The 21,639-nt window shown below is 62.8% G+C and carries 18 protein-coding genes and 3 tRNA genes; 7 read left to right on the top strand and 14 right to left on the bottom strand.

What is annotated here, in order from left to right; genetic code table 11:
- Positions 1–23: 23 nt before the first annotated feature.
- Entirely contained in the window at positions 24–1,571 is a 1,548-nt protein-coding gene (locus AC56PL_RS25400) for a DUF1254 domain-containing protein (RefSeq protein WP_497155542.1), read from the bottom strand.
- A gap of 76 nt (positions 1,572–1,647) precedes the next feature.
- The gene (locus tag AC56PL_RS25395; RefSeq protein ID WP_497155541.1) at positions 1,648–3,195 is read right to left on the bottom strand and encodes a DUF1254 domain-containing protein; all 1,548 of its coding nucleotides are present in this window, start codon (positions 3,193–3,195) and stop codon (positions 1,648–1,650) included.
- 166 nt (positions 3,196–3,361) lie between these two features.
- Here AC56PL_RS25395 and AC56PL_RS25390 point away from each other — a divergent pair, with 166 nt between their 5' ends.
- Entirely contained in the window at positions 3,362–4,318 is a 957-nt protein-coding gene (locus tag AC56PL_RS25390) for an SCO6745 family protein (protein WP_497155540.1), read from the top strand.
- 80 nt (positions 4,319–4,398) lie between these two features.
- The gene (gene glsA, locus AC56PL_RS25385; RefSeq protein ID WP_497155539.1) at positions 4,399–5,616 is read left to right on the top strand and encodes a glutaminase A; all 1,218 of its coding nucleotides are present in this window, start codon (positions 4,399–4,401) and stop codon (positions 5,614–5,616) included.
- Between the two features lie 15 nt (positions 5,617–5,631).
- On the opposite strand, the gene AC56PL_RS25380 is transcribed toward glsA, so the two are convergent.
- Positions 5,632–6,087: a nitroreductase family deazaflavin-dependent oxidoreductase gene (locus AC56PL_RS25380; RefSeq protein ID WP_497155538.1), complete on the bottom strand. Its 456-nt coding sequence runs from the start codon at positions 6,085–6,087 to the stop codon at positions 5,632–5,634.
- A 184-nt stretch (positions 6,088–6,271) separates the two neighbouring features.
- On the opposite strand from AC56PL_RS25380, the gene AC56PL_RS25375 reads away from it, so the two are divergent.
- Positions 6,272–7,039, top strand: a complete 768-nt coding sequence (locus AC56PL_RS25375) for an alpha/beta fold hydrolase (protein ID WP_495517324.1) — start codon at positions 6,272–6,274, stop codon at positions 7,037–7,039.
- A 20-nt stretch (positions 7,040–7,059) separates the two neighbouring features.
- On the opposite strand, the gene AC56PL_RS25370 is transcribed toward AC56PL_RS25375, so the two are convergent.
- The 4 genes from AC56PL_RS25370 to AC56PL_RS25355 form a co-directional block, all read right to left on the bottom strand.
- Positions 7,060–9,162, bottom strand: coding sequence for an iron ABC transporter permease (locus tag AC56PL_RS25370; RefSeq protein ID WP_497155537.1), 2,103 nt, complete (start codon positions 9,160–9,162; stop codon positions 7,060–7,062).
- The gene (locus AC56PL_RS25365; protein WP_497155536.1) at positions 9,159–10,217 is read right to left on the bottom strand and encodes an iron-siderophore ABC transporter substrate-binding protein; all 1,059 of its coding nucleotides are present in this window, start codon (positions 10,215–10,217) and stop codon (positions 9,159–9,161) included. The genes AC56PL_RS25370 and AC56PL_RS25365 overlap by 4 nt, the downstream gene beginning before the upstream one ends.
- Positions 10,214–11,119 carry an ATP-binding cassette domain-containing protein gene (locus tag AC56PL_RS25360; protein ID WP_495517327.1) on the bottom strand — a complete coding sequence of 302 codons (906 nt, stop codon included), beginning with the start codon at positions 11,117–11,119 and terminating at the stop codon, positions 10,214–10,216. The genes AC56PL_RS25365 and AC56PL_RS25360 overlap by 4 nt, the downstream gene beginning before the upstream one ends.
- 169 nt (positions 11,120–11,288) lie before the next feature.
- Positions 11,289–12,134 (bottom strand): helix-turn-helix domain-containing protein, encoded by an 846-nt coding sequence (locus AC56PL_RS25355; RefSeq protein WP_497155535.1) that lies wholly within the window; start codon positions 12,132–12,134, stop codon positions 11,289–11,291.
- Between the two features lie 87 nt (positions 12,135–12,221).
- On the opposite strand from AC56PL_RS25355, the gene AC56PL_RS25350 reads away from it, so the two are divergent.
- The 4 genes from AC56PL_RS25350 to AC56PL_RS25335 all read left to right on the top strand — a co-directional run bounded on the left by AC56PL_RS25350 (position 12,222) and on the right by AC56PL_RS25335 (position 13,095).
- Positions 12,222–12,677 carry a hypothetical protein gene (locus AC56PL_RS25350; protein WP_497155534.1) on the top strand — a complete coding sequence of 152 codons (456 nt, stop codon included), beginning with the start codon at positions 12,222–12,224 and terminating at the stop codon, positions 12,675–12,677.
- An 86-nt stretch (positions 12,678–12,763) separates the two neighbouring features.
- Positions 12,764–12,836 (top strand) — tRNA-Glu (locus AC56PL_RS25345).
- 37 nt (positions 12,837–12,873) lie between these two features.
- Positions 12,874–12,947 (top strand) — tRNA-Asp (locus AC56PL_RS25340).
- A gap of 71 nt (positions 12,948–13,018) precedes the next feature.
- A tRNA-Phe gene (locus AC56PL_RS25335) sits at positions 13,019–13,095 on the top strand.
- 136 nt (positions 13,096–13,231) lie between these two features.
- Here the strand turns inward: AC56PL_RS25335 and AC56PL_RS25330 are convergent.
- From AC56PL_RS25330 to AC56PL_RS25300, 7 genes are all read right to left on the bottom strand, one after another.
- Entirely contained in the window at positions 13,232–13,978 is a 747-nt protein-coding gene (locus tag AC56PL_RS25330; protein WP_497155533.1) for a DUF6308 family protein, read from the bottom strand.
- Between the two features lie 130 nt (positions 13,979–14,108).
- Entirely contained in the window at positions 14,109–15,287 is a 1,179-nt protein-coding gene (locus AC56PL_RS25325) for an SNIPE associated domain-containing protein (RefSeq protein WP_497155532.1), read from the bottom strand.
- A complete protein-coding gene (locus AC56PL_RS25320; RefSeq protein WP_497155531.1) occupies positions 15,284–16,549 on the bottom strand; it encodes a hypothetical protein in 1,266 nt (421 codons plus the stop codon). The genes AC56PL_RS25325 and AC56PL_RS25320 overlap by 4 nt, the downstream gene beginning before the upstream one ends.
- Before the next feature lie 638 nt (positions 16,550–17,187).
- Positions 17,188–17,517 carry an SDR family NAD(P)-dependent oxidoreductase gene (locus AC56PL_RS25315; RefSeq protein WP_497155530.1) on the bottom strand — a complete coding sequence of 110 codons (330 nt, stop codon included), beginning with the start codon at positions 17,515–17,517 and terminating at the stop codon, positions 17,188–17,190.
- A gap of 360 nt (positions 17,518–17,877) precedes the next feature.
- Positions 17,878–18,576 carry a M23 family metallopeptidase gene (locus tag AC56PL_RS25310; RefSeq protein ID WP_497155529.1) on the bottom strand — a complete coding sequence of 233 codons (699 nt, stop codon included), beginning with the start codon at positions 18,574–18,576 and terminating at the stop codon, positions 17,878–17,880.
- Positions 18,577–19,118: 542 nt separating this feature from the next.
- The gene (locus AC56PL_RS25305) at positions 19,119–20,690 is read right to left on the bottom strand and encodes an ABC transporter substrate-binding protein (protein WP_497155528.1); all 1,572 of its coding nucleotides are present in this window, start codon (positions 20,688–20,690) and stop codon (positions 19,119–19,121) included.
- 86 nt (positions 20,691–20,776) lie between these two features.
- Positions 20,777–21,547, bottom strand: coding sequence for an SDR family NAD(P)-dependent oxidoreductase (locus AC56PL_RS25300; RefSeq protein ID WP_497155527.1), 771 nt, complete (start codon positions 21,545–21,547; stop codon positions 20,777–20,779).
- Between the last annotated feature and the right edge of the window lie 92 nt (positions 21,548–21,639).

The following is a 21,639-nucleotide window of genomic DNA, read 5'->3' as shown; positions in this document are numbered from 1 at the left end:
CGTCGTCGAGTAGTTTGATCTGCTCAGCTCAGTTCACGAATCTCGCCGGGTCGCCAGGTCTTGTCGAAGAAGGACTGCAGTGGGCTGTAGAGGCGCAGGATCACGAAGTAACCCTTGTCCGGGTCACTCTGAATCCAGTTGCCGTCGGCGACGCCGGCCGGTTTCTTGTCTGCGAAGTGGACGGTGGTCGTCCCATCGGCGTCAGTATCCGCGGCCGGCGTCGGATAGCTCTGACTTCCGGATCGTGGAAAGCGCTGCGGCGTCTGCAGCATCGATCGGGTTTGATTGTCGTACAGGGTCAGTGACCAGAATCGTGCTGCGGGAATGTCAGACGGCAATGTTATCGAGTAGTGTTTGGCGCCGTCGAAGTAGTTGTGTTCGGAGTCCTTGAACGCAACCAGGTATTGCGAACCGATGCCGGTCAAACGCATACACATCGCCGGGGTGATGCCGGTGTATCCGAAGAAGAACAGCGTCCGCAGGTTCAGCTTCTTCGCGCCACCGGGAGGAAACGGCTCGATACCGTCCGGCGTGACGAGCGGTGGCGGTGTCTCGAACGTGTAGCCACCCGGGAAGAGCATGGCCGTCCACGCCGAGTCCGGGTAGTAGAAGTGTCCTTCCGCCGCGCGGGCATCACATAACAGGGCGCGGGCGGTGACGTGGCCGACGGCAGCCGCCTCGTCCAGGATGCTGCGCATTCGGTCGTCGGGGTCGAACGATTCGCCCTTGACGATGCCGATCGCCGCAAGTTGCCCCAAGGTTTCGGGATCGGTGGCGGTGGCGGGTTGCTCTTGAACCATGGCGTTGAGCACTTCGTAGAATCCGGCATCGGATGGTGGGATGGTGTTGAACGATGTGCCACTCGCTTCGATGAACCGGGTTTCCGGGGGCGACACCGATTTCCCGCCGGGGGCCTTTCCCTCCAGAAGTGTTGCGACACTGGTGCCGAACCCGCCCGGGACGTACGGATAGAGCTTGAGTGTGTTCTTGATTTCGTCGGCTGTGGGTTTCGGGTCACTGTCTCGCATGAACGATCGACCGAGCATCAGAACCCGGTTGGTGCCCGAGTGTCCGACGTGAAAGCCGCTGTCGGGCAAGGGGCCGTCGTAACCCGGTGGGAGGAGCAGGAATCGACCACCTTCACCCCGGTCCGGGCCGGGGAGGCCGAAATCGATGATCCAGTGAAACCACATGTCGTCGAACACGCCCAACGCCATCGGTGGTGTCTCGACGACCATGGGTCCACTGCTCAGATCCACGAACGAGATGTAATAGATGGTGTCGGCGTTGGCTGTCAAGAACAGCGATTGCGAATCCATCAATTCTGAGAAGATCACGACCGAGTTGTCGTCGGCACCGATGCTGATGAAACCCTGTCGGATCGCCTCGGTCGAAGCGCCGGGGAAAGCGTTGAGGTACACATTCACGCCATGGACGAAGTCGAGGTGGTTGTAGGCCTTCTCGACGGTCTGTTTGCTTGGCGCCCCATCGGTGAACTCCATTGTGCCGATGCGGGTTTGCAGTCGGTCGGGTGCGGAGATCGCCTCCAGGGTCTTTTCGTCGATGCTCATATTGTTGTGTTCCCTTTCGCTTCGGGTTGTTACGACCGATCGCTGCCGGCACCTCACTGCGGATGAAGCCGACGTTTCAACTCAGGTGTTCGATCTCGCTGGGTTGCCAGGTCTTGTCGAAGAAGGAGCTCAACGGACTGTAGAGGCGCAGGATGACGAACCAGCCCTTACCTGCTGCGGTCTGGATCCAGTTGCCGTCATCGACACCGTCCGGTTTTTCCGGAGCAATGTGGACAGTGGTCGAACCGTCGGTGTTCGCCTGTGCCGCCGGTGTCGGGTAGCTCTGGCTACCGGATCGTGGAAAGCGTTGCGGTGTCTGCAGCATCGATCGGGTTTGGTTGTCGTACAGGGTCAGTGACCAAAATCGCGCTGCGGGAATGTCTGGAGGCAAGGTGACCCAGTAGTGCTCGGCTCCGTCGAAATACGTGTTGTCGGAGTCAGTGAAGGCGGCCAGGTATTGCGAGCCGATGCCGGTCAAGCGCATGCACATCGCCGGGGTGATGCCGGTGTATCCGTAGAAGAACAAGGTTCGTAGATTCACCTTCTTCGCACCCGTGGTCGGCACCGGTTCGATGCCTTTCTCGGTGACCAACGCCGGCGGTCTGTCGAAGGTGTAGCCGGCGGGCAACAGCATGTTGGTCCATGCCGAATCCGGGTAGTACACGTGCCCTTCCGAGGCGCGGGCATCGAACATCAGCGACCGAGAGGTTGCATGCCCGACGGCGGCTGCTTCGTCGAGGATGGTGCGCATCCGCTCGTCGGGGTCGAAAGGTTCACCTCTGACGATGCCGATGGCCGCGAGTTGTCCGAGGGTCTCGGGATCGGTGGCCGTGGCGGGCTGGTCTTGAACCATCGCATTGAGTACTTCGTAGAACCCGAAGTCCGACGGAGGGAGGGTGTTGAGTGCCGTTCCACTGGCCTCGATGAACCGGGTTTCCGGGGGCGATGCCGATATCCCACCGGGGACCTCTCCCTCGAGAAGGGTTGCCACACTGGTGCCGAAACCACCCGGGACGTAGGGATAAATCTTGAGAGTGCTCTTGATCAGGTCTGCGGTGGGCCTTGGATCGTTGTCCTGCATGAACGATCGGCCGATGAGCAGGGCTCGATTGGTGCCCGAGTGTCCTACATGAAATCCGCTGTCCGGCAACGGTCCGTCGTAATCCGGCGGCACCAACAGGAATCGACCCCCCTCACCCCGGTCCGGGCCGGGGAGGCCGAAGTCGCTGATCCAGTGAAACCACATGTCGTCGAACGTGCCCAAAGCCATCGGGGGTGTCTCGACCACCATCGGGCCGCCGCCCAGATCCACGACCGACCAGTAGTAGATCGTGTCGGCGTTCGCGGTCAAGAAGAGGGACTCCGAATCCATCAGGTCCGAGAAGATCAGCACTGCGTTGTCCTCGGCGCCGGCATCGAGGAAACCTTGGCGCAGCGCCCACGTCGATGCTCCCTGAAACGCGTTGAGGTAGACGTTCACACCGTGGAGGAAGTCGAGGTGGTCGTATGCCTGTTCCACGGTCTTGGTGGTCGGTGCGCCGTCCCCGAATTCGGCGGTGCCGAGCGGGGTCTCCACGCGGTCGGGTGCCGCGATTGCTTCCAAAGCCTTTTCGTCGATGTGCATATTCAGGTTCCCTTTCACTCCAGGGGGACGGCCGCGAACAGAATGCGCCACTTGCCACGATCTACGCCTCATCCGCAACGGATGAGGCGACCGCGCAACCGGGCGACCAGGCTGGACAACGACGAAAACCGCTTTCCCGCTTATCAGCCGAGCATCGGGAGATCTGATGACCACCGACTTCCACGAGAACGCCCGTCGTCTACGCAATGCACTCGAACCGGTGGCGGCGGGCGTGTACTTCGCCCCGGAGGCGCACGCGGCCTATGAAGAACTCGGTTTCGCAGGGAGTCCGGTAACTCACGAGGGCGCGGCCCGTCCTGAGATGACGGCATACTTCACCAGTCGCGGAGCATGCTTGGGCGAGGTGGCCGGGGAAGTGGTCGCGGCCGCGTTCGGCTGCTTCAACCCGAAGGCTGTCGTGCCGGCAGTTGCGGCGGGAAGGAAGACTGCCGATCGACAGTCCATCCTCACCGCTCGGGAAAAGGGCGCAACGGCGATGCTGGCGAGGGTGCTGGGCGACCGACCTCCAGATCTCGATCGGGTGATCGACATACTTCGGCGCGGGGCCAACGCGGCCAGTTGGGAAGCCCATCCCGTCTACGCAGGGTTGCGCTCGCTCGGCTTCCCCGGCGACCCGATCGGTGACCTATGGCGAGCTGCGGACCTCCTGCGCGAACACCGGGGCGACAGCCACGTCATCAGCTGGGCAGTCGGTGGCGTCGACGCGGTCGAGATACTGCTGCTGACTGAACAGTGGTGGGGGTTGCCTGCGCGGTCGTACGCCCCGACCCGCGGATGGGCCGCCGCTGACATGGACGCGGGTTTCGTACGTCTGGAAAAGCGTGGACTGATGACCGGCGACGAGAAGCTCACCGACGTCGGCCGAGCGTTCCGTGAGGAGATCGAGGTTCGCACCGATGAACTCGAACGACCCGTGCTGGACGCGCTCGGCGATGATCTCGAAGAACTGCTCTCACACCTCGACCCGTGGTCGGAGGCCGTTGTGGCCGCCAACTCATACCCCAAACGGATCGCCGGCATCTACAACGTCGGCGGCGGACCGCATTTCGGTGCCGGGTTGACCATCGACACCGCGGCCGAACAGTACGAATCCAAGATTTGAGAGCTCACGAGCTCGGTCTACGTATGCGGCGTCCTCCGCCGCGAAGGTTAGTTCGTCCAGGTCGTGGCTACACGTGAGGTATGCGCTCACCGATTGAGGACTACCTACACCGGGTCTTGACCGAATGCAGGGATGACGACGGCGGTTCGGTGATGACCGGCAATCAGCAGCTCGAGAAAGCCGACCCCGACTTGTTCGGCATAGCGTTGGCGACCGTGGACGGCACTGTCTACACGGCAGGCGACGCGCATCACGAGTTCTCGATCCAGTCGATTTCCAAGGCGTTCACGTATGGCCTTGCGCTCCGCGACGGTGGTCTCGACCGAGTGCGGAAGCGTGTCGACGCCGAGCCGTCAGGTGAGAAGTTCAATGAGATCTCGCTGGAGGAGGACACCGGGCGCCCGCGCAATGCCTTCATCAATGCCGGCGCGCTCGCCGTCCACGACCTCGTCGAGGGGGACGATGCCCAACACCGCAGCCGCCGCATCGTCGATGAGATGAGCCGCCTGGCAGGCCGCGAACTCGAACTCGACCAACAGGTGTACGAGGCCGAGCTCGCGGCCGACGACCACAATAAAGCGCTCGCCTATCTACTTCGGTCGACAGGACAACTCGACAGCTCACCCGACGAGGTGGTCGACGGCTACGCGAAGCAGTGTGCAATCCGGGTTGACGCCAAAGATCTCGCGACCATGGGCGCGGTGATGGCGAACGGTGGATTGTCGACCTCGTCGGACGAACAATTGTTGGAGGGTCCGATCAATCGACATGTGTTGTCGGTAATGGCGACGTGCGGGATGTACAACGGCAGTGGCAGTTGGATGTCGACGGTGGGCATACCGGCGAAGAGTGGTGTGGCCGGCGCAATCATGGGGGTGTTGCCGGGACAGGTAGGACTCGCGGTGTTCTCACCCCGGCTCAATCAGCATGGAAACAGTGTGCGGGGAGTAGCCGTTTTTGAACGGCTGTCCCGGGATCTGGAACTACACATGATGCACGTTGTCCCGACGGGGCGATCGGCGCTTCGGTCAGTCGAAGAGCGGGACGGGGAGACCGTGATCGAACTACAGGGAGACATTCGGTTCGCCGGCGCCGAGATCTTCGCAAGCCGTGTCTGCGAGGGTATTTCGGGCAATGAGGTCGTCATCGACCTCTCTCGGGTGCGCGTCATCGACAATGCCGCGCGGCGACTGATCTGTGAGGTGCGCGAGAGGCTGGCCGATGACTACACGACGACCGTGAAGGACCCGGAACGGCTGCTCGAGCGCAGCGGGGAAGATGCTGATCTGCCGCGCTAGCTGCGAGATGATCAGTCAGTCCCGTGGGGTCAGGCGGATGATGGGGAGTTCGCGGTCGGTCTTCTCCTGATAACCCGCGAATTGTGGTGCGATGGTGGTGATGTCGTTCCAGGCTTGCTCGCGTTCGGCGCCATGTAGTTGGTCGGCTTTGACTTCGATCGTGCGGTTGTCGAGTTCGATGCGAATCCTGTCCGGATGGGCCCTGATGTTGTAGTACCAGCCCGGATTCCCGGCCGCGCCTGCGGCCGACGCCACGATCAACCAGCTGCCATCGGGGCCGGGAAACCAGTTGACCGGGTTGGATCGTTCTTGTCCGGTCTTGGCGCCGATTGTGGTCAGGACGAGTGCTCTGATGCCCCTGAAGTCGCCACGGCGGCGGATCCGTTTGGCCATCACCTTGTTGACCAGCCGGAACAGGGGGCCGGATGGCTTGCTGCCACCGCGAGTGCCTGCGGGTGTTTCAAAGCTCATGGGTCGCTTCCTTCAGATTGTTTGAATTGTGAAACATCATGGAGATTCGACGACTTCGATTGTCGCGCTCCTGGCGATGCCGTGGTCGGGGTTCGGCAGATGGAGCGAAGTACGCTGTCTGTCGAGCAGACGGTTCAATCGCATGCGCACAGCGGCGGCCGGGGTCGAGGGATGGACATAACAAGTGGCGTATCTCCGGATCAACGGAATGGACCTGTATTCGGAGGTCGACGGCCGGGGGAGTCCCGTACTCCTTCTGCACGGTGGCTACTGCTCGCTCGAGTCCCTACGAGCGCAGTCCGATGCCCTGGTACCGGACCATCAGGTGTTCGCCTACGAGCGACCCGGTCACGGTCGATCGGCCGATATCGACGAGGACTACAACTACGCGCGCGGTGTCGCCGACACACTGGAGTACCTGGACGCTCAGGGCCTGGAATCGGTGGACGTGATCGGCTATAGCGACGGTGCGATCATCGGTCTGTTACTCGCGATCAATCACCCGGAGCGGATCCGGTCGCTGGTTTCGATCAGCGCGAACCTGGACCCCTCCGCGTTCACGGATTCGGCCGAGACCGTCGGTGCTCCCGTCCTCGACTCGCCTGTACATGCCGCGGACAAGGGCGCCGACGAACCCGACGTCGAGCGGATGCATTACGAGCGGCTCTCCCCAGACGGACCAGCGCATGCAGACATCGTGTTGGCCAAGCTTTTTCGCCTCTGGACCGCGGAGCCCAAGATCGCACCGGCCGACCTCGCCGGGGTCACCGCACGCACATTGGTGATGTCGGGAGACCGCGACACCATCCGCCCCGACCACAGCCTGCTGATCGCTTCATCGATTCCGGGCGCACAGCTGTGCATCGTGCCCGGAACAACTCACAACCTGATCGCCGAACGCCCCGAGTTGATCAGTCTCCTCATCAAAGGATTTCTGCAGCAGGAGAACTGATCAACCGCAGGGGCACCAAGCTAGTCGCGTGAGCGGCTGAGCAGCCAGACGAAGTAGGGTGCGCCGACCAGGGCGATCATGAGTCCGGCCGGCACCTGGGCGGGCGCGATGAGTGTCCGGCCGAGGATGTCGGCGACACACACCAGCAATGCGCCGAGCATCATCGAGACCGGGATGACGCGTCCGTGCCGGGATCCGACGATGCCGCGAGCGAGATGTGGCGCGACGAGGCCGACGAAGCCGACGACACCAACCGCGATGACGCTGAGGGCGGCCAGCAGTGCCGCGATCGCGAGCAGGATCAGGCGGGTGCGTTCGAGCCGGATACCGAGAACACGTGGGGTGTCCTCGTCGATGGCAATGATGTCGAGCTGGTGTCGCATCCCGTACAGCACCGGTACCGCGAGAACGAGGGCTATTGCGATCGGTATGACGTCGGGGAGCGTGCGCCCATAGGTCGTACCCGACAGCCAGGTGAAGATGCGGGGTGTGTCCCACGGATTGGCGCGCAGGAGAAGGAAAGTGGTCACGGCGCTGATGCCGTAGCTGCAACCGATCCCGATCAGTACGAACCGGTCGGGCAGGAGTCCACCGCGCCAGGCCAGCAGAGCAATGAACGCGAACGTCGCCATTCCCACGACGACTGCCATGACGATGATTGCCTGGCGCCCGCCTCCTCCGGCGGAGGTCACCACGCTCACCGCGCCCAATCCGGCGCCGGCAGTGATGCCCAGAATCCCGGGTTCGGCCAACGGATTTCGCACCGTGCCTTGCACAACGCAGCCCGCCAAGGCGAGCGCTGCGCCGGCGAGTACCGCGGCGGCCACGCGGGGGAACCGTTCGTCGAGAGCTCGTCCGACGAGGTCGGGTGCGGTGCCTTGCAGCCAGAGCGCGAGGTCGCCGGTACGGAGCCACAGGCTTCCGGCGAGCAGATCGATGATGATGGCCACGACCAGCAACACCGCCGCGATGACCACGGCGATGACAAATCGGCGACGCGAGCGGATTCCGATCCGTTGCGCAGGCGGTTGCCGGTTCGATCCCGAATCACGAAGTCGCAGTGCGAGGATCACGATCAGGACCGCTCCCAGCAGTGCGGTGGGAATGCCGGTGGGAATGGAGGTGGCGGCCTGTGCGCCCATCACCGCACGCAGCGAGGCGTCGGCAAGCAGGATCAGCAAAGCCCCGAGTAGTCCCGAGACCGGTACGAGGAACACGTGTCGGCGCAGCGTGTGCACGCGTCCGGCGATCAGGCGGGCCAGCACGGGGGCGGCGAGTCCGAGGAAGGCGATCGGTCCGGCCAAGGTCACCGAGATGGCGGTTAGCAGCACGGCGCAGATCACCGCGATGACGCGGGTGGACTGGATCGGTACGCCCACCGCTGATGCGGCGTCGTCACCGAGACCGAGCACATCGAGCCGGCGCGAGAGCAGTAGTGCCGCGCAGAACACCACGATGATGATCGGGGCCGCGCGGACGAAGGCGTCGATGTTCAGCTGAGCGAGCGAGCCACTGCCCCAAGCAAATAGGCCGGTGGTGTTCTCCTTGAACAGGATGAGCATCATCGCGGTCAACGCATCGAGTGCCATCGCAATCGCTGCGCCGGCGAGGATGAGCCGTGTGGTTCCGGTGCCCGCCGCGCGGCCGGAAAGTCCCAGGACCACGGCTGCTGCGACGATGCCCCCGAGGAATGCGACGCCACTTGACGCCCACAGCGGCACAGAGAGGCCGAGCGCGGCGACCAACGTGAGTGCGAAATACGATCCGGCGGTGACGGCAAGTGTGTCGGGGGAGGCCAGGACGTTGCGGGTGATCGACTGCAACAGGGCTCCGGCCACGCCGAGGGCGAAACCCACTGCCACACCCGCAAATAGGCGCGGCAGCCGCGATCCGGTCAGTACGTCCCGGACCGGCACGCCGCCGACGTTTTCGTCTGCTCCGCCCAGAAGGCGCAGCAGGTCCCACATCCCGACACCGGATGTTCCCTGTGTGAGGTGCCACATCCCGACCAGGACGACCGCGACGACCAGAGTGGCCAGGACAGCCACTCCACCCGCGCCGCGACGAACGCCGACACCGGGCAGCGACTGCTGCCCGGTGTCGGCGTCACGCGTGGCGATCAAGCGGTGGTGAGGACGTCGACGTAGGCGTCTACTGCCTGCTGGCATGAGAGCGGACCACCGGCGCCCCAGACTCCCGGCGGGAAGGGATACGCGCGTCCCTGCTGGACGGCGGGCAGCGACGTCCAGATCGGGCTCTTCTCCAACTCGGTGACATAGCTTTCGGCTTCGTCGTCGGTCGAGTAGAAGAGGTTGGCGTTGCCGACGGCGGTCAGGCCCTCGATGTCGGTCTGGGCGAGTCCGTATGCGGGATCCACTCCGCCGCTGCCGTACACGTCGTTGATCTCGTTCGTCCAGGCCGAAGTCATTCCGAGCTGTTCGCCGAGCGCGGTGAACAGTGCTCCGTCACCGTAAGGGCGGATGATCACGTTTGCGCCCTCGATCCATCCGTCGAAGAACAGGAAGTCCCGCGTGGGGAGGTCGACATTGGCGACCTTGGTCTTCGCTGCCGCGAGGTGGTCATCGAACTCCTGCAGCACCTGGTCGGCCCGGTCGGTGCGGCCGGTTGCCTCGCCGATCATCGAGAACACGTTTTTCATGTTCCCGATCGGGTCTGCACCGTTGGCGCCCAGTGTGGCGAGCACGGGTACACCGCGCGCTTCCAGCTGGGCGATGATCTCGTCGTCGGCGCTGAATGCCTCGATGATGATGAGGTCGGGGTTGGTGGCGTACAGCGTGTCGAAGTCGGGCTCTTCCCGGGTGCCGATGTCGGCGACGCCGGCGGGGAGCTCTTCGGCACTGACGTAAGTGCTGTAGCCCTCGGAGTCAGAGACCGCGACAGGCGTGACACACAAGGTGAGTGCATCTTCGATCTGCTGCCACTCCAGCACCGCCACCCGCTTTGCGGGCTGGTCGAGTTCGACCGTGCGGCCGACACCGTCGGTCAACGAGACCGGGCCCGTGGATGTTGTTGTCGTGTCGTCGTTGCAACTTTGCGACGGCGGCGGCGCCACAGCGCTGCTGTCTGCCTTGTCTGCACTGGTGGTGCCACAGGCGCCGACGGCCAGCGCGGCGGCGAAAGCCAATGACGCGGTGGCGATTCGATTGAAGCGGGTCACGAAAGGTCCTCTCGAGTGCGGATGGAACGGGAATGAGTGGTATCGCCCGAGATCCGGGCGGGGTGCCGTCCGACGGGGTCGATGCGAAGGCGGTTCGTGCGGGGGTCGACGTCGACCTCGACCTCGATCTCGTAGACATCGCTGATGTTCCGCGCGGTGAGAACCTCGAGCGGGGCACCCGCCGCGTGAATTCGTCCGGAGGACAACAGGATCAGGGTGTCCGCGACGCGCGCTGCGTGGTCGAGGTCGTGCAGGACGATCCCGACGGCAGCGCCGTGCTCCTCGGCGAGATCGCGGACTAGGTCGAGAGTCTCGATTTGGTACCGCAGGTCAAGGTGATTCGTGGGTTCGTCGAGGAGGATGACTCGGGTGTCCTGGGCGACGCAGGCAGCCAGCCAAACACGTTGCACCTCACCACCGGACAGCTCTCCGGCGGCACGGTCTGCCATCTTGTGCACTCCGGTGGCGTTCATCGCGTGGTCGATGGCGCGGCGATCCTCGGCGGACAATCCCGCGAAGCCACGGCGGTACGGGTGACGTCCGAACGCCACAACTTCGCTCACGGACAGGCCTTGCGGTGCGGGCCGCGATTGGGAGAACAGGGTGACTTCTCGGGCGAACTCACGTGCACTGAGCAGTGACGCGGCCCGCTCAGGCCGTCCGTCAACGCCGCCGAGCCGCACGTGCCCCTCGTCGATCCGATGCAGGCGAGCAAGTGAACGCAGCAGAGTGGACTTGCCGCTCCCGTTGGGTCCCACGAGCGCGGTGATGTGGCCGGGTTGCAGAGCGATCGAGACGTCGTGGACCACCTCGGTCTTGCCGTACCTCAAGGTCAATGCGTCGCCGACCAGAGTGGGTGCGCTCGTTGTCGCGTCTGGACGCGCAGCATCTGTGGAGGTCATGAAGTCAGCTCTGAGTCGAAGTGGCGGAGCACGTCACTTTCGGGGGCTTCAATCAGCCACCAGCAGGTCCGCACGTATTCAGCAGAAGGTTAGGCAACCCTTGCATAAGGGACTATAGGGGTGGATGGGCTTGTCTGCAATACAGACATTGAGACCCGCGATACGGGATTCAGGACATCCGGCGAGATGTCGGTAGCGTCCCGACGAAGGTGCCCGGTGTCGTTCCCATGACACGCCGGAAGGCGTCGATGAAGGTGCTCGGCTGTGCGTAGCCCAGCAGCTCAGAGGTGGTTTGGACCTCACAGCCTTCAGTCAACAAGGTCAGCGCCTGGTGAACTCGCAGGACCTGTCGCCACTGTGCGAACGGCAGCCCCGTGGTGCTGCGAAACACCCGTGTGATCGTGCGCTCGCTGATGCCCAAGGTGCGCGCCCATTCATCCAATGCGCGGCCGTCCGCTGGATTCTCCAGTAGCGCCTTGGCGATCGCGTCGATTCTGGGATCACCCGGCAATTGCAGTGTGAGTTGATGTTTCGACGGCTCGAGTACGTCGAACACAACCGCCTCGGCCCTGGCTCGGGCGGTGCCATCGAGATCGGTGCGTCCGAGATGGGTGAGTAGAGACTCCAGCACCGGAGTCATTTTGATGGTGGTTGGGTCTACGAACGCAACGGGTGTCTGATGGGGAGCGAAATACGCGTCAGAGAACTGCGCATTCGCGGTCAGCCGTCCCGCGTGGACTGTCCCGGCCGGTAGCCATAGCGCGTCTCCATCCGAGACGGTGAACACGCGTTGGTCGATGATCGCCGTCAGCGTTCCCTTGCGTACCCACACCAGCTCGTGCGTGGGATGCGAGTGCGGTTCGTACTCCAACGGCACACCGGCTGTTTCCGACTCGGCGAAGATGACGAACGACAGCGGCGTTTTGTCGGTGACCGTTGTGGCCCGGCGGACCACCGTGCCCCGCTCGCGCCGCCACGACCCGACGCCCGCGTGATCACGAGTGGGCGAGGCCATGCCGATGACGATACGTCAGCCCGGGGCACCGGCGACTCGGTGAACTTCGATCAATCGTCCGGCGATCGGTGCCTGTAGCTTCGGCCCGTGGGGTTTTCGCCGATAGGGCTCATCGTCAGTCTTGCGGTACTCGCTCCTAACCTTCTCCTGCTGTTGTTTCCGCCCAGAACCCCGATTCCACCGGCCCCTGTGGCGTGGCCGCTGACGTGGCTGGAACGCGGGGGACAGGCGTTGTGTCTGGTTGTTCCGGCGATCACCCAGTCCGGGACCGTCGTGCAGTGGTGGGCTGCACCGACTTTGGCTTGTCTGGTGCTCTACTACGCTCTCTGGGCTCGCTACTTCGTGACGGGCCGCGCCGGTGCCGCGCTGTATCGGCCGTTGTGGCAGGTACCGGTGCCCATGGCGATCCTGCCGGTCCTGGTCTTTCTCGGCACCGCGGCATGGCTCGGCAACGGTTGGATTGCGGCGGCAGCAGCCATCTTCGCAATCGGGCATCTGCCGACGGCGTTGAGTACCTCGGATGCCGTCCAGGGCCGCCGCTGACGCTGGAGTCTTTGCAGGTTGGGGACTCGATTTCTCGCATTCGGCTCCGTGTCATATGCTGATTCAGCTCCCAAAGGAGAACACCGGCCCCCTTCGTCTAGCGGCCTAGGACGCCGCCCTTTCAAGGCGGTAGCGCGGGTTCGAATCCCGTAGGGGGTACGCATTGCCATCAGTCGCCTGATGGCAGAGCACGCATGGCCCTGTAGCGCAGTTGGTTAGCGCGCCGCCCTGTCACGGCGGAGGTCGCGGGTTCGAGTCCCGTCAGGGTCGCTTAGATTTCCGGCTTGCCGGAGGGTCGCAAGCGATTGCGACCGACATCCAGGTTCGCCTGAGTGTCGTTCGGCCAGGTAGCTCAGTTGGTACGAGCGTCCGCCTGAAAAGCGGAAGGTCGTCGGTTCGATCCCGACTCTGGCCACCAATTTATTCACGCAGTTCAGAGGCTTAGCGCCTTCAATCCGGACCTCGATGAGGGCCGGATCTTCGCTTCATCGGCTTAGGTCTTGCATCTTCGCGTGCTGGAGCGGTCAAACGAATCGCGTTGCTTTAAGCCACACCTACGACGAGTCAGTGGCTCTCGTCCACAGCAGCGCGTCGAGAAGCCGCAGAGGCTCGTTGTCTACCCGAAGGTCAGCGTTTCCCGTCGCCTCGCGAAATTCAGCGAGTTTCTCGTTGACTGCTTCGTGCGACATCAGGAATGCGAAGACTTGGATGTCTTTGGTGAAGCGCCCGAGTCTGCCTGGACCAGAGCCGAGCGCCTTACCGCCTGAGAGGTAGCCGCAGACTTGGCTGTCGCGCACGGGGAAGAGGTTTGGTCGTTTGCGGGCGCAGAGTTTGGCTGCGAAGACCCAGTGGTTCGAGTCCTTGGTGTCAGTGGCGAGCAATGTGCGGAAGAGATCGTGAAGCTTCCACATCCGCTCCAGCACGCTGGCGTCGAGACTGGCGGTGATGGTGAGCGCTGGTGGCAAGGCGGCCAAGAGTTCAGTGGCTTGATCTCTTGCGGGTCCTGGGTCGAGGAGGGATCGACCTTGTCGATTGGTCACGGTGATGCTGAGGCGGCTCACGGCGTACAGGTCGTCCGCCTCGATCGACGACTCCGAGTTGTGGCCCGCGTCGAGGAAACTGGTGCCGGCGTACTCCCCGAGTGGGTCGTAGAAGTAGCCAAGTCTGTGGAGTGGGTCGTCGCCGGTGAGGGCCTCGAGCGTTTGCGAGAGCGCAGTCTGCAGGGTCACTTGCTCGACGGGGTCCCATGATTCGGGAAGCGTGTAGTTGCGGTCGTCGGCGTACTGCCCGGAGTGGCTCATGACCTGACCGTAAGGAGTTTCCGACGCATTGGTAGAGGTTCTCGGAGTGTCGAAGCCAAGTGGCGTGGTGCGAGTGGCCCGAGACCGATGCCGCTCGTCATGTTGGGCAACACCGCTGAAGGGGTGATGGCTAGGGCCAGTAGCGGCGGGATTGGAAGTATTGGGTGGCTTCGGGTTCGGTGGTGTATTCGAGGAGGTTGCCGAGTTTGGTGGCAAGGACGTCGCGGACCTGTGCTGGTGTGGCGAAGAAGAATTCGCGCCGTGGGTTGGCGTGGTTGAGCCGAAGCTCCGCGAACTGTTGATGCAGTTGGTTTTCGAGTGTGACGGCGTCGTCGGAGAAGTAGATGGCGTGGACGTCGAAGGGGAAGGGGACTGAGGCGCTGCTGAGTTCTCGGATGCGGTCGAGTGGCTCTAGTCGGCGGGTGAGTCCGATTTTCACGACGTTTGGGCCGAAGGCGCCGATGTTGGAGATCACGTAGACGTAGCCGGCACGGATGTTCGCCGCGCGGTAGTCGTTGTCGGCGATGGCTTGGTCGAGGCGTTCGAGCTCCTGTTGTGCCTCGTCGCGTTCGGCCGCGGTGGTGACGCGGCCGAGGAGGTTCCGGTAGTGGTCGCGTTCCTTGTCGAGGAGCCTGCGTTGGTTGGCGAGTTCCTGTTCGGCTTTACGTTCGTCTTTGAGGCGTTCGCGTTCTTCGCGGGCGGCTTCGCGTTCGTCTTGGACTTTCATGAGGTAGTCGGCGGTGAGTTCGAGTTCCTGGGTGCGGAGGTCGTGGTAGGCGGCGGCGATGCGCATTTGCATGATGGCGCCGTGCTTTTCGATGTCGGCGGCTGCTTTGTCGAGTCGGCGGGTCGCGGTGATGAGGTTGCCGGCGCGGATGGTGCGGACGCAGTTTTCGGCTTCGGCGTTGTAGGCGCGGAGCATGAGTTTCGAGAGGTCGCCGGTGAGGCGGCGGCCTTGAGCGAGGGAGTTGTTGAAGCTGAACTGCTTTGACACTTCGATGGCGTCGCCGCCGGTGATGGCGTCGCGGATCTGTGAACGTAGGGCAGCGAGACTGAGTTTGTACGCCTCGGCGTTCTCAAGGGGATGGTGGTACTCGTACAGTCCGACCTCTTGGAGAACCAGCGCGTCATCGACGGTGATGACTCGTTCGTCGACGACGGGCGTGGCGGCCGTCGGGACTTGCGGTGGCAACTTGTGGTTGAGCTGCGTGGTCAACTCGGTGACCTTGTCGTGCAGGTTGGCAGCTTCACGCTCTTTTTCGACGAGAGTGCGGCGCAGCGCGTTGATGACGACTTGGGGGTCGCTCATCCGCGGACGCCTTGTCCAGCAAGGGCAATCAGTCCATAGGGGTTCTTCGACACCGCTGCGGCCAGGTGCTTGAGGGTCTCGATGGGCTCGATCCGGGACAAGTCGATGGCCAGGAAGCTTTCGCGGTCGACAGCGAGTTGAATCAGCGGTACGCGGCGGTCGTGGCCAGTCGCAGGGTCAACGGTGTCCACAGCAACGGTCAGTGAAATGGCGTCAACGATGTTTTCTCGATCGGATTCGAACACCTCGTGGGGCGTGCGCAGCGCGGTCTGATGGACGGCACTGTTGTAGCGACGCTTGAGCTCGGTGGCAGACAGGCGCGTTGTGGTGAATTCGTCTTTGGCTTTGACGTAGCGGACCGCTTTCACTGAAGGGAACTGGTCGGGGGGCGGTACGAGGACGGTCACTGTGAGTTCGCGGTCTGCAGTGATGAACTCGTAGTCATAATCGACCTGGAACTCTTCGGGGTACGTGGAGTTGGCGAGCACGATTCCAACGTATTGCTCGAGAGCGCGCCCGTTGCCGTTTCGTAGGTCGGCGATGAGCTGATCAAGCTCGGAGTTGGCTCGTTGGACTTCTTCGCGCTGAGATCGATTTGCGGCGTCATGGTCACGCTGGGCCTGTTCGAGTCGTGTGAGGCGGTCGAACTCGGTCGCCAACCACGCGTGACGAGCGGCGCCGTTGCGTGCGAAGAGATCGTTGAGTTGGCCGTGCCAGTAGGTCACGTTGCTTGCGTATTGTGCGTGTGCGGCGGCGAGTTGGGTTTCGTATTTGCGTTGACCACCGAGTCTTGCACTGAGGCCTGTTGGTTGTTCAGGCGCATAGAAGTGCGGTCTAGGCGGGATCGGGATGTAGGTGGGGACCGGAGTTTCCGTCGAGAGGGTGCCAGCGTCGAGCGTTGTGGGTTCGAAGACTTGCCGGAGTCTCGTCAGATCGACCCAGTCGTCGACCTCGAGCGTTGCTGCGAGCAGTTCCTCTATCTCTTGCTGTTGGGCGACTGCTTCAGCTGTCTTCTCGGCGGCTTCGGCTTCGCACTCCGCGACGTAAGCGGCTGCCATCTGCTTGTTGAGGCGAGCCTGCTCAGCGGCAGTAGATCGTCGCGCCGCATCAGCGGCTCTGCGGTGCACACTGGCTGCGCGTTGTCGAGCGAGCGCCGCCTGGTTGTACTCGCGGACCGCAAGCCGCTGCTGCTGAGCCTGCCGCTTGGCGGCCAACTGCTGCTGATGCTGAAGTTCGGCGAAGAAACCGCGACGACGGGCCATTACTTCTGAATACACCACGCAGTATTGAAGTGCACGCGGCAGTCTACGAACCTGGAATTAGCCTTCCCCGCCTGGCGGATTGGCCGTGGCATGCCTGCTTTTATTCATCTCCTCGGACTCTATCGAAATGTAGTTGAACCTTGTAAGACGAATGTCCGGGTCATCCGATCTGATCATCTCCGGTCGAAAAGTCGCCGATGCGTCTGGGGCGGTTTAATTCCCATGGTGCACTGGTTGCCGCCGCTTCCGGGCTGATGCTCGTTCCCGAGAATGCCTCTCGACTTCTTCGCTTGCATCGGCTGGCGGCTTTGGAAATGGCGCTACCCGCCCGCGGGGGATCCACAGGTGAGTCCGAGCGCGGACTGATCAGTGGTGAAGGGGGAGACATCGGCGGCCCGAGAGTTCTGACGCAGGAAGACCCGTACTCCGATGTACTAATCCAAAGCATCAGCTTCATCGGAAGGCCTTATCTTGCCTAAACGGGATTCCGGCGAACACTGTCGCTACGCTCCGACGACGCCCGAAGTTGCCCCACACCGGGGTAGGGGAGCGAAGGATTGGGCCTCAGTTGTCGTCGCAGGCGGTCGCGGCTGAGTCTTCACGCCACGGGACCAGCTCGCGTGCAAGCCTTTCGGTCATTACGGCTCGGCGATTGATCGAGTCGCGGCCCACCGGAAGGTGGAGTGGAAGATCACGATCGACGCCACACGGTAGATCAGGGCCGCTCCCTTGACGGGATCGCCGAGTTGGGTGTGGTTCGCCTCCGACGCCCAATCAAGTGTCATATGAGCGGGCGTCCCGTCGTAGTCATCAATTCGGTTGCGCGGCAGTTGAAGTGATGAAGGATCGAGAAAATCGGTACGGAAGACGCCGGGTTCTACGACCATGCTCTGAATGCCGAATGGTTCCAACTCGGCGGCGAGTGCGTCGCTGATCCCGGCCACCGCGAACTTGCTCGCGCTGTACATGCTGACGCCGGGCTCTCCTTCGAATCCTGACCGCGATCCGAGGAGATCTCACCATCACCTACCAAGCGCTAACGCCTGCAGGCGATTTCGATATCAAGTGCTCTTCATCTACGACACCGAACCCGGTAGCGACCCCGCGAATGCCTTGCAGCTGCTCGCCTCGTGGAACCAGACCGACATGCCGAAACGGCGGTTGGTAGCGGGCGCGATTGATGAGCAGTCCAGAGAGAGATAGGGCCCTGGCCTGCATTTCTGCAAGTCAGAGCCCTATCGGTGTCCCAGTCGGCAACGCCTGGCGCGTTGACGAAACTCAACTGATCCTTCTGAGTGATCGTCTTGCGCTGGGCCCGTCCTGCCGGATTAGTTGACGCTGACTCCGCGGTTGTTGAGCCACACCTCGGGGTCGATCTTGGTGCCGTCTGTGTCCCACACTTCGTAGTGCAGATGCGGACCGGTGGATTGTCCGCGGTTGCCGACGGTGGCGATCTGTTCGCCGGCCCGTACCTGCTGGCCGGGCGTCACAAAGCTCTCGTCGACGTGCCCGAAGACGCCGATGGTGCCATCGTCCTGCTGGACCCGAACCCACTGTCCGAAACCGTCGGCGGGGCCGGACTCGAGAACTGTTCCGTCGGTGACCGCGTAAACCGGGGTGCCGATGTCGTTGGCGATGTCCAGGCCGTAGTGGGTGGTGCCCCATCGAGCGCCGTAGCGCGAGGTGATCGTGCCCGAGGCCGGCGATGCCGTGGCCCCTGCGCCTGGTTCGAACAGGTTCGGCGGCAGTAGGTCGCGAACGAGGTCGTCGAGTGGTGCAGGCAGCGTCACGTCCGAGGGCAGCGATGACAATGCGGGATGCGCAGCCAGCGGGGAGATGTCCTCGAGGTTGATCGGGGTGGGCGCAGGCTGTGCGGCGGCCTGGGCGGCTCCGCCGACTGTCAGACCGATCGCGCCGGCCATGGCCACGAACGCGCCTGCTGTCGCCGCTGCCGGCACGGCGCTGGTTCGTGCGGCCCGGTGCTGGCCCCCACGGCCACTGCGCGACGCGCAATCCGCGAGTGCCATGGTCGAGGGCAGAGATGGGACCTGGGCATTCAGTCGGTGTCGAGCCACAAATATGTCCGTTTCGTAAGAGGTAACTTTTTGGTATCAGCAAGGACACGGAAAGGTTACTACGAACGCCCTGGGTTGTTGCAAGCGGGCCGAGGGAGGCGTCAGACACATGCCGGCGCTCACCCGAGGCTGCCGGTACGCGATGCCGCCGCGAAGGGGCTTGTGAGAACCGAGTAGCGCAGTACTCGTGTGTCCAACCGAACCAGGTGGAACCGTCGTCGCAATGATGCAGACGACTGGCTTGGGGTGATCAACATGGCGTCCACTACCGAAATCCGGGAACGCAACCGGAAGGTTCTCTCCCGTGGTGTCGCGACCTGCGCGGCAGTTGCCTGGGCGGCAGTCCTGATTGCGTACGGTGACGATGCGGCCACGCCGCCTCGAGACTCTCCGCCGCCCGCAACAATCAGCTCGGCGCAATAGGACAAAAGCAATGGGCAGGGCCCCGGCATGCGTTGCAAGCCGGGGCCCTGCCTTCTTTTGCTGCGCAAGCGTCAGTCGGTCAGCCACATTTCTTCGGGCAGTGGTGATCCGAGTCCGTACATGACGATGCCCTGGACGTTGGTTCCGGCGATCACCGAGGGGGTCGACCGGACAAAGAACACACCGGGAACAACTTCGGCGATGCGCTCCTGGGCGGTGTCGTAGGCCGCTTTACGCTCCTCGACGGTGGTGCCGACGCGACCGGCGTCGAGCGCTGCGTCGAGCTGGGGGTCACTGATTCCACTCATGTTGCCCTTGGACTGGGAATGGAAGCTTGTCCACAGTTCGGTATCGGGGTCCAGGACATTCGCCGAGGTGACCACCATCTCGAAGTCCCGTCCGGCCACGACGGAGCCGATTGCGCTGGAATCGAGGGCATTGATCCCGACTTTGACGTTGTCGTAGGCGCTCAGCTGGGCCTGCACGGCCTCGCCGGTCTGCTTGTTCTCGGTCGTCGAGAACGAGGTGAAGTCGAACGAGACGGGCTTGCCTTCGGCAGCCAGTTCGTCGAACAGGGCCTGGGCTTCGGCTTTGTTGTTCTCTGACAACGGGATATCGCTGTAGAACGGGGATGCCTCAGGGAACAGGGTCGTCGGCACCACTCCCGCGCCGTTGTAGACAACGGTGTTGATGGTGTTGAGATCCAAGGCCAAGGACACGGCCTTGCGAGCCCTCTCGTCGTCGAATGGTGCGCGTCGGGTGTTCATCGCCATGTAGTAACCACCGCCGGCATCGACGAGTTCGTTCTTCAAACCGGCACCCTCGGCCTTTTGCAGGTTCGCGGCGTTCGATTCAGAGGCGAGGTCGACAGCGTTGCTCATGACGGCGTTGTAGCGCTGAGCGGCGTCAGGAACGAACTGAATCGTGAGTGTGTCGAGGTACGGCTTGGGTGCGTCCCAGTAGCCCGGGTTCTTTGTGAGTGCAATTTCGTCCTGGCGGGTCCAACTGGTCAGGGTGAACGGGCCGGCGCCGATCGGTGCCTTGTCGAACTCCTGCTTGCCCTTCTGCAGAGCGGTCGGGGATGCGACCCAGTTCAGGGCACTGGTGACGACTGCTTGGTCGAAGTGCGAATTCGCCGCGACCATCGTCACTTTCAACGTCGTCGGGTCGATCACCTCGGTGCCGGCGATCTGTGGGCTGAACTTGCTCGCCCCTGATCCCAGCGAGGGGTCACGCATGCGCTCCCAGTTGAACTTGACCGCTTCCGCATCGAGCGGAGTCCCGTCGGTGAACATCAGGCCCGGCCGAAGTTTCATCGTGTAGGTGCTGCCGCCGTCGGTGGTCGAAAAGTCTTCGGCCATCTTGTATTCGATGTCGAGCGATCCGGGTTTGTTGATCATCAATGTCCCGTAGATCGCATTGCCGATTTCGGGTTGGCTCGCCCAGACATTTCCCAGTGCTGCCGGGTCCAGGGTGCGTGGCTCGCTGACCTGGATGATGCGTCCGGCACCGCCGGCCACCGGATCCCCGACGTCCGCCGACGATCCGCCGGGGGAGGAGGACGAACCACAGGCGGTCAGTAGGAGGGTCGCAGAACACACCGCAGCGATTGCCGCAGTGAATAGACGTCTTTGTCGAATCATCGTCGACCTTTCATTGAATTGAATTGTGGGCGAACCGAATGAGGTTGGAGAGATGAAGAGCGGACTCTCCGGTCAGCGACTGGTGATCACATCGGTTCCCGATGCGGGCCTGCCAATTGACCACCGTCGACAACGAGAGATGTGCCCGTGCAGTAGGAACTCTCGTCGGAGGCGAAGAACAGAACTGCGTTGGCGACGTCCTCGGGTTTTCCGAATCTGGCGATCGGCTGCTTCTCCATCGCCGAGACGAGTCGAGTGCGCACCGTTCCGGTGGCCTTGAGCATCATCGGTGTCTCGATGAATCCGGGATGGACGGAGTTGACCCGCACGTTGTACGGGCCACCCTCGAAGGCAACGGCTTTGGTGAGACCCGTGACCGCGAACTTGGATGCGACATACGTTGTCATCCCCGCGACACCGACGAGCCCGTCGATCGACGAGATGTTGACGATCGACCCACCACCGTTGGCCCGCATGATGGGTAGCGCGGTGCGGGTGCCCATCCACACCGAGGAGACGTTGAGTTCAAGGATGTTGTGATGACCCTCGTACACTTCATCAACGATGTTGCCGACGCCGCGACCGCCACCGGCGTTGTTCACGAGCACGTCCAGCGGCGCGAAGTGCTCACTCGTCACCCGTAGTAGCTGATCCCAATCGTCTTGCGAGGTCACGTCGGCGTGCACGAAGAGTGCCTGCGGACCCAGTTCATCAGCGACCGTCTTACCCAGTTCGTCATTGACATCAGCGATCACGACTCGTGCACCTTCACGCAGGAATCGACGTGCGGTCTGCGCTCCGATGCCGCTGGCACCGCCTGTCACCACTGCGACCTTGCCTTCAAGCCTGTCACCCATGAATCTGGTCCTCTTCTTCCGCTCTCGCGGATCACGTTGTTCCGCGGGCATATTCGCGCCGCGGTGGGGGATACCTGTTGTCGATTCGTCTT

The sequence above is a fragment of the Williamsia sp. Y721 genome, from assembly GCF_059683565.1.
This window is presented reverse-complemented; position numbering and strand designations above follow the sequence as displayed.

Coding starts and splice junctions, on each gene's coding strand:
- AC56PL_RS25360 (WP_495517327.1), bottom strand. CDS start 11,119: ATGACCTCCACAGATGCTGCGCGTCCAGACGCGACAACGAGCGCACCC.
- AC56PL_RS25355 (WP_497155535.1), bottom strand. CDS start 12,134: ATGGCCTCGCCCACTCGTGATCACGCGGGCGTCGGGTCGTGGCGGCGC.
- AC56PL_RS25320 (WP_497155531.1), bottom strand. CDS start 16,549: ATGGCCCGTCGTCGCGGTTTCTTCGCCGAACTTCAGCATCAGCAGCAG.
- AC56PL_RS25400 (WP_497155542.1), bottom strand. CDS start 1,571: ATGAGCATCGACGAAAAGACCCTGGAGGCGATCTCCGCACCCGACCGA.
- AC56PL_RS25315 (WP_497155530.1), bottom strand. CDS start 17,517: ATGTACAGCGCGAGCAAGTTCGCGGTGGCCGGGATCAGCGACGCACTC.
- glsA (WP_497155539.1), top strand. CDS start 4,399: ATGCGCTCACCGATTGAGGACTACCTACACCGGGTCTTGACCGAATGC.
- AC56PL_RS25325 (WP_497155532.1), bottom strand. CDS start 15,287: ATGAGCGACCCCCAAGTCGTCATCAACGCGCTGCGCCGCACTCTCGTC.
- AC56PL_RS25300 (WP_497155527.1), bottom strand. CDS start 21,547: ATGGGTGACAGGCTTGAAGGCAAGGTCGCAGTGGTGACAGGCGGTGCC.
- AC56PL_RS25380 (WP_497155538.1), bottom strand. CDS start 6,087: ATGAGCTTTGAAACACCCGCAGGCACTCGCGGTGGCAGCAAGCCATCC.
- AC56PL_RS25395 (WP_497155541.1), bottom strand. CDS start 3,195: ATGCACATCGACGAAAAGGCTTTGGAAGCAATCGCGGCACCCGACCGC.
- AC56PL_RS25330 (WP_497155533.1), bottom strand. CDS start 13,978: ATGAGCCACTCCGGGCAGTACGCCGACGACCGCAACTACACGCTTCCC.
- AC56PL_RS25305 (WP_497155528.1), bottom strand. CDS start 20,690: ATGATTCGACAAAGACGTCTATTCACTGCGGCAATCGCTGCGGTGTGT.
- AC56PL_RS25310 (WP_497155529.1), bottom strand. CDS start 18,576: ATGGCACTCGCGGATTGCGCGTCGCGCAGTGGCCGTGGGGGCCAGCAC.
- AC56PL_RS25390 (WP_497155540.1), top strand. CDS start 3,362: ATGACCACCGACTTCCACGAGAACGCCCGTCGTCTACGCAATGCACTC.